Raw genomic sequence first — 7,992 nt, forward strand, 5'->3', positions numbered from 1 at the left:
GCTCGTTAGTCCCCACGATCATCGGGAACCATGTGTGTCCAAATTCATGATCTGTTACATCCCACAGCATAGCCCCCTTCTCCTTCCAGTTGCAAAAAGCAATACCCGGATATTCCATCCCCGCTACGTTAGAAGCAACATTGACTGCCATAGGATAAGGATAAGCCATCCATTTAGCTGAATAATGCTCAACCGAAGCTTTCACATACTCTGTCGACCGTCTCCAGCCATTATGAGAAGCCGATTCCTGCGGGTAGGCAGAAACAGCCAGGGCAGCCTTACCGCCTGGCAGATTGATTCTGGCTGCATCAAGAATAAAAGATGCTGATGTTGCCCAGGCTACATCCCTCGAATTGTTTATTTTAAAGTGCCAGGTAAGTTCATTTTTTCCTCCCGGCCTGGATTTAGGATCGTTTACCTCTTTCTCCGACCGGATGGTTATAGTCTGGTCACTACGCCGCGCATCATTCAACAGCTTTTGCTGCCTTAGAGTATACACATCCTTCTCGTTTAATAATTCTCCCGAGCAGACCACTATATGACTGGAAGGGACGGTAATACGCACGTCGAATGTTCCGTATTCAAGATAAAACTCAGACAAGCCTGTATAGGGCGCCACATTCCACCCCCGGATATCATCATACACACACATCCTCGGGTACCACTGTCCTATCGTAAATATCTTTCCACTGCTTGTCTCCATGATGCCCGTCCGGTCTGCCCCATAAAAAGGGACGGTGAACTGGTATTCAATTTTAATCCGGATTTTGTTCCCCTTAGACTTAAGGGGTTCCGGCAGGATCAGCTGCATCCTGGTATCTTCCGTTACACACGAAAGCTCCTGCTCCGCCCCGTCACCCTTCACAAGCTTAACTGTACGGATCCTGAAGCCTGCATCAAAATCCTGCGATTTGCTGCTGCCACGGCTGCCGGACAAGGGTAGGATAGCAGAACCGCGGGAGTCCTTTCTAAAGAGATTCTGATCAAGCTGCAACCATAAAAACTCCAGTTCATCCGGACTATTATTGGTATAGGTTATTATTTCGGCCCCCGAAATCTCGTTTTTCTGTTCATTAAGCCTTACTGAGATCTCGTAATCAGCCTGATTCTGCCAGTAAGCAGGGCCGGGCTTTCCGGAAGCAGAGCGGTATTCGTTTCCGTTACGGGTATAAAAATCGTTCCCGAACGCCTCATTATAATCATAGATACTCTCCGCCGGCACATTGCTGTAGTAGCCATCTGTACTTTGTGCCTTTAAAGAAAATTCAGTTAGCAAAACCAGCAGGATGCTGGAAAAAATAACCCGTCTGTACAACATATTATACCTCAATCCCTGCATTCGTCCAGATATCCGGATAACAGCAGGAGTTTTATGTAATGATTTACAACAACGATGGCGGGCAGCCTTTTGTTGTGGCTTTAAAAGATTAAATCTGATCAGAGCAGCTTTTGTGTGTAAAGTTCTTCATCGAATCCATGAAGGAGCTGATTCCCCGACTCGATCACCGGCCGCTTAATGACACTTGTTTGTATACGCATAAGTTGCAGCGCGGCATCTTCAGAAGTGATAGAATTCTGAACCGAAGGATCTAGTTTCCTCCAGGTTGTTCCCCTTTTATTTAAAAGCGCTTCCCAGCCAAGCAGAGATGACCATTCCTTAAGTTTTTCCTCAGAGATGCCAAGCTTCTTAAAATCATGAAATTCATAAGCAACACCATGGTTTTCAAGCCAGCTCAATGCCTTCTTTACTGTATCGCAATTTTTAATGCCATATACTATCATAGGCCAAACATAAAATTATTTTATTTCTTATTAAACCTGGTCATAGTCATCTCTGCTCCAACAGAAACAAAACTTTCGATCATTTCGATCGATCTTTCAATCAGGGCCGGAAGTTCAGCTTGCTCATCTTTATCAAAAGCACTGAGCACATAATCAACTTGTCTGCCCCTCGGAAAATTATCACTGATTCCAAATCTTAGTCTTGGGTAATGCTGCCCTCCGACTAAAGATTCAATACTCTTTAACCCATTATGTCCGGCATTACTGCCTTTAGGCTTAAGGCGTACAGAACCAAACGGGATTGCCAGATCGTCAACAATCACCAATATATTTTCTACCGGGATCTTTAGTTCATGCATCCAGTAATTAACTGCCTTTCCGCTTAGGTTCATAAAAGTAGTCGGCTTAATCAAATGAATATTCCGGCCTTTAAAGCTTATTTCAGTGTAATAAGCCAGCCTGAGATTCGAAAAACCGACTCCGGCTTTCTTTGCCATTGCATCCGCGATCATAAAACCAATATTATGACGGGTATCAGCATACTCAGGTCCAATATTACCAAGACCAACAACCAGGTATTTCATGGGGCAAATGTAAACTTAGGAGATGAAAATGTGAAATGCACTTCCCCGAAAGACAGGTTAAACACATTTAGATTAATACAGAATATAACGATGGCAGTCATCTTTTCAAACGATGACCTGACAATTTATAATAAAAGAGAAAGGCCTCCATTTCTGAAGGCCTTCCCTTTTAAATACGCTTTTAAACAGGAAATTATTTCTTAGCGTCCTGTTCTGCTTGCCTTAACGCACGTGAAGTAGTAACAGATACAATAGTATCTTCAGGTGTATTAGTGATTGCAAACTGATCGAATTTCAAATCACGGACACGAACTGATTTACCAACTTCAAGAGGCTCGATGCTCACTTCAACATACTGAGGCATATCCTTCGGAAGAGCCTTAACACGAAGCTTGCGAAGTTTCTGAACAAGCTTTCCCCCCATCTTCACACCAGGAGAAGTTCCGGTTAATTTTACAGGGATCTGCATTACAACAGGCTTGTCTTCTGAAAGCTGATAAAAGTCAACATGAAGAATTTGTTCAGTAAGCGGGTGAAACTGAGCTTCCTGGATAATAGATTTAGTTTTCACACCATCCACCTCAATTTCAACAAAACTAACATCAGCACTATAGATAAGAGGCTTTAATGCGCTTACATCTACTGCGAAATGAGTTTGTTCCTTGCCGCCATACAGAACTGCAGGCACTTTACCTTCGTAACGCAGCTCTTTTGCATCGCGTTTCCCTACGCTCCCTCTGCGGGAACCGCTAATAGCGATAGTTTTCATAATGAATATATATTAAATTAAAAATTTACTTTATTAAAACACCTAATCTTCTACACTAAACAGATCACTGATCGAACCATGTTCATCAACAATACTGATTGCATGTGCAAAAAGGTCTGCTGTCGACAACACCTTTATTTTATCAGACTGGCGCTGCAAAGGAATTGTATCTGTAATGATCAGTTCGGTCAATGCCGAATTCTCTATCGTTTCATACGCCTTACCTGAAAGAACAGGATGCGTACATACAGCCCTTACACTGCTCGCTCCGTTTTCCATGATCAGGCCTGCAGCTTTCGCCAGAGTACCCGCAGTATCACAGATGTCATCGATCAGAACGATGTCCTGCCCGGTAACATCACCGATAATAGACATTGATTCAATCTCATTCGCGCGCTTTCTTCTTTTATCACAAATAACAACTTCAGCATTGAAGAACTTCGCAAAAGACCGTGCCCTGTAAGAACCACCCATATCAGGAGAAGCAATAGTCAATCTCGGAAGATTGAGGCTCTTGATATAAGGAACAAATATGACCGATGCATCCAGATGGTCCACAGGTATATCGAAGAATCCCTGTATCTGTGCTGCATGCAGATCCATGGTCATAATACGGTGCGCCCCGGCAGCTGTTATCAGGTTAGCAACCATTTTTGCCCCGATAGCCACTCTCGGCTTATCCTTTCTATCCTGCCTGGCCATACCGAAATACGGCATTACAACAGTGATATAATGAGCAGAAGCCCTCTTAGCCGCATCGATCATCAGAAGCAGTTCAATCAGATTATCATACGGCTGATTGGTTGACTGGATCAGAAAAACATTGCAGCCTCTGATGGTCTCATTGTAAAATGGCTGAAACTCACCATCACTAAAGTGAGAAAGAACTACATCGCCTAATTCTTTGCCATACGATTTTGCAATCTTGGCAGCAAGTTCGGTTGTCCCGGAACCGGCAAATAACTTAACAGGATTTATTTGGTGGAGTGACATTCTCTAATTTTTCGGCTTTCCGATTGGCTTTAAAACCCGAACTTTTTTCGTTGCCCGACCAGGATTCGAACCTAGACAAACAGAACCAAAATCTGTCGTACTACCTTTATACTATCGGGCAATTTACCGTTTACTTTACTTCCGCAAAACGGAATGCAAATATAGGGCGATTAAACATTAATTCAAAACATTTTTCAAATTTTCGTAAGGGACAAAAACCGCACTTAAAATCGTTTTACAGCTGCTTATAAACAAACAACTTAACAGTTAAAGCACGCCGGGATATGTTTTACCGAGCCCTGCATTCGCTGAGTTTTGACATGGCGGTTCACATGAAAAAGGCTATCAAAACGCACTTTTTAATGAGTACATGGTAAAGATTCATTGATACTTCCCGCCATCTCTCCTTAATTCCTGCGTATACCCAAAAGAAAAGCGGATACACATCCACCAGCAACTAACTCATAATCAAATAGATTTAACATATATTAACAGACTTCACATATAAATTGAGAGATATTACGCGTTGCTATTTCAATACTAATCACTATTTTCGGGCTTCATATTGCAACAGTAATATTTTATGAATTACAATAAGCTTAATAACCTCTTTGGCTGGCTTTGTTTTGTTATTGCTTCTGCCACGTATATTTTAACAGCAGAACCAACAGCCAGCTTCTGGGATTGCGGAGAATTTATCGCTGCGGCCTACAAACTGCAGATTGTACACCAACCTGGGGCACCACTGTTCCTGATGTTGCAAAAAGTATTCTCTCTTCTGGCAGGATCCGACCAAACCCGGGTGGCTTTCTGGATGAACGTTGGATCGGCTCTTTCCAGCGGCGCAACTATCCTTTTCCTTTTCTGGACCATAACGGCTCTCGTAAAGAAAATCGTATGGAAACCTGGAGAACAATTATCTGCAGCCAAAGTCATCACCGTGATCGGATCCGGTCTTGTAGGAGCCCTGGCATATGCCTACTCAGATACCTTCTGGTTCTCAGCCGTTGAATCAGAGGTTTATGCCATGTCGTCACTTTGTACTGCCGTAGTATTCTGGGCTATTCTTAAATGGGATGCACATGCCGACGAACCCCATGCCGATAAATGGATCATTTTCATCGCTTACATTATGGGGCTCTCGATCGGAGTACACCTTCTTAACCTCCTGGCGATCCCTGCTATTGCGCTGGTATATTACTTCAGAAGATATAAAAACCCAACGGCAAAGGGCACCCTGCTCTCTTTGTTTATAGGTATCGTAATCCTGGGCATCGTGCAGTACGGAATTATCCAGTACCTGGTCAAGTGGGCCGCATACTTCGATCTCTTCTTTGTGAATTCTATCGGGCTCGGTTTCGGAAGCGGCGTATTTGTATTTGCAGTGCTGGTGATCGGCGGGTTAACATATGGAATTATCTATTCTATCAGGAAAGGGAAGTACATGCTTAATATGGGCCTTCTCTGTACCGCTTTTATTATTCTGGGATACAGCTCATTTGCCATGATCATCATCAGGGCCAAGGCGAATCCTACATTAAATAACAGCGACCCCGATAATGCATTTGCTCTACTCAGCTATCTGAACCGGGAACAATACGGAGACAGGCCGCTGCTTTACGGCCAGTATTTCGATTCAAAAGTAACTGATTACAATCAGGGCGGTAATATCTACAGGAAAGGTGACAAAAAATACGAAATAGCCGGAAAGAAATACGACGCCGTCTACGACCGTAACACATTGCTTCCGCGAATGTACAGCGATGATCCGCAGCACGTATCTTTCTACCGTGAATGGATGCGTATGAGCGAGAACGAATCGCCCAGCTTTGCCCAGAATCTTGGATTTTTATTCTCTTATCAAACGGGCTTTATGTATGCCCGCTATTTCTTCTGGAACTTTGCCGGAAGACAAAATGACGATCAGGGACATGGAAACAATACCTCGGGCAATTTTATAACAGGGATCAAACCACTGGATGCCTGGCACCTGGGAGCTTCTCAGGATAACTTACCTCCAAGCATTACGGAAAACGAAGCATACAACCGCCTGTACTGCCTTCCGTTCATCCTGGGTTTACTCGGAGCAGTATGGCATTTTTCAAGAAGCCAAAAGGATGCCGGTGTAGTAGGATTGCTGTTCTTCTTTACAGGTATGGCTATTGTTTTGTATCTGAACCAGAACCCTCTTCAGCCAAGAGAGCGTGACTACGCATATGCAGGATCATTTTATGCATTTGCGATCTGGATTGGAATGGGGGTAGCCGCCATTGCCGACTGGCTGCGTAAAAAGATCTCTCCACAGTCGGCAGGCCTGATTGCTACTGTGGTCTGCCTGCTTGCAGGACCCGTTCTAATGGCAAAAGAAGAATGGAATGACCATGACCGCTCAACTAAATTTACAACACGTGACTTCGCTATAGATTACCTGGAATCCTGTGCGCCGAATGCCATTCTCTTCACGTATGGAGATAATGACACTTATCCGCTGTGGTATGCGCAGGAAGTTGAAGGCGTTCGCCCTGATGTGCGGATCGTCAACCTGAGCTTACTTGGCACAGACTGGTATATCCGCCAGATGAAAGACAAGATCAATAATTCTGATCCTCTACCTATCACAATGAATGACAGTAAATATGTTCAGGGGGTAAGGGATGTCATACGTTATTATGATTATAATCTGGCTGAACCGCTGGAACTGAAAAGTCTCTTTGAAGTTCTGACTTCAGATGATGAAAACGACAAGCTTCCTATGCAGGATGGCAGCCGTGAAAACATTCTTCCAACAAAGAATTTCAAAATCACGATAAATCCTGACCAGGTGATCAGCACCAAAACGGTGAGCCAGTCCATGCGGGATAGTATCGCTCCGGCAATGCAGTGGACTTATAACAAAGGCTACGTTACCAAAACAGAACTCGCAATGATCGACATTCTGGCTCACAACGACTGGAAGAGGCCTATTTATTTTGCGGTTACAGTACCATCAAGCAACTACATCGGTCTCGAAAAATACCTTTATAATGAAGGCTTCGCCTATCGCCTGCTGCCATTGAAAGCAGCCAAGCAGGATTCCGCAGCACAAGACGAACCAGAAAGGCTCAATTCAGAGCAGATGTACAATAATATGATGACTAAGTTCAAGTGGGGCAATATGAAAAAGGCCTCCTATCTTGATCCTGAATCAACCAGAATGATTGCCACAGTAATCAAAAGCTTCAATAGCCTCGCGCAAAAGCTGCTCGAAGAAGGCAAACCGGAAGAAGCCAGAAAAGTAATGAACAAATCTCTTGAGGTAATTCCAGACAGAAACTACCTGTTCTACTTTGTATTACACCGTTATTACACAGCAGACCTCCTCTATAAGGTAAATGAAACAGCCAAAGCGAACACCCTAGTTACTCAGACAGCAGACTTCATCAATAAGGAGTTAACCTACATAGGAGAAGCCTCTTCGGGCAACCAGAGCTTTGCCATGAACGATATCCAGCTGGGAATTTCCATCCTGAATGAGCTGATAAAGATCACGGAAGACAATAAGCAAACTGCATTGAATGCTAATCTTAAAAGCAAGTTTACAGCATTGAAATCCAAATTGCCGATTAATTTTTAAATTACTGGATTTCAGCTGTCAGCAATCGGCTTTCAGCTCTTAAATAATTCGTATAAAAAAATAAGCTGTCTCGAATGAGACAGCTTATTTTTTTATACTTAAAACTTCAATATTAAAATCCCTTATGATCAAGAACCTGTATCGGCCACTACTTCACTACTTCGCCTGTAGAAATTCGATCATCTCGCTGTTCAAAAACTGACCGCGAATCCCACACAAAGATCCCTTCTCCCGCAATCCAATAACACAAT

Annotated in this window: 6 protein-coding genes and 1 tRNA gene; 1 reads left to right on the forward strand and 6 read right to left on the reverse strand. The window is 43.4% G+C overall.

Annotated features, from left to right (window positions below):
- From DDR33_RS26725 to DDR33_RS16490, 6 genes are all read right to left on the reverse strand, one after another.
- Window positions 1–1,318 (reverse strand): M1 family metallopeptidase (locus tag DDR33_RS26725; protein WP_162302652.1); only part of this gene is annotated, 1,318 nt, incomplete at its 3' end.
- Window positions 1,319–1,437: 119 nt separating this feature from the next.
- A complete protein-coding gene (locus DDR33_RS16470) occupies window positions 1,438–1,782 on the reverse strand; it encodes an ArsC family reductase (protein WP_109416898.1) in 345 nt (114 codons plus the stop codon).
- A gap of 20 nt (window positions 1,783–1,802) precedes the next feature.
- Window positions 1,803–2,366, reverse strand: coding sequence for an aminoacyl-tRNA hydrolase (gene pth / locus DDR33_RS16475; RefSeq protein WP_109416899.1), 564 nt, complete (start codon window positions 2,364–2,366; stop codon window positions 1,803–1,805).
- Window positions 2,367–2,559: 193 nt separating this feature from the next.
- A complete protein-coding gene (locus DDR33_RS16480) occupies window positions 2,560–3,135 on the reverse strand; it encodes a 50S ribosomal protein L25/general stress protein Ctc (protein WP_109416900.1) in 576 nt (191 codons plus the stop codon).
- 42 nt (window positions 3,136–3,177) lie between these two features.
- Complete coding sequence (locus DDR33_RS16485) at window positions 3,178–4,128, reverse strand: ribose-phosphate pyrophosphokinase (protein WP_109416901.1); 951 nt, start codon at window positions 4,126–4,128, stop codon at window positions 3,178–3,180.
- A gap of 50 nt (window positions 4,129–4,178) precedes the next feature.
- Window positions 4,179–4,249 (reverse strand) — tRNA-Gln (locus tag DDR33_RS16490).
- A gap of 462 nt (window positions 4,250–4,711) precedes the next feature.
- Between DDR33_RS16490 and DDR33_RS16495 the strand changes: the two genes are divergently transcribed.
- A complete protein-coding gene (locus DDR33_RS16495; RefSeq protein ID WP_109416902.1) occupies window positions 4,712–7,741 on the forward strand; it encodes a glycosyltransferase family 117 protein in 3,030 nt (1,009 codons plus the stop codon).
- The last annotated feature ends 251 nt before the right edge of the window (window positions 7,742–7,992 follow it).

Origin of the sequence: Pararcticibacter amylolyticus (assembly GCF_003130405.1) — a bacterium.
In the GTDB taxonomy this organism is placed as follows: domain Bacteria; phylum Bacteroidota; class Bacteroidia; order Sphingobacteriales; family Sphingobacteriaceae; genus Arcticibacter; species Arcticibacter amylolyticus.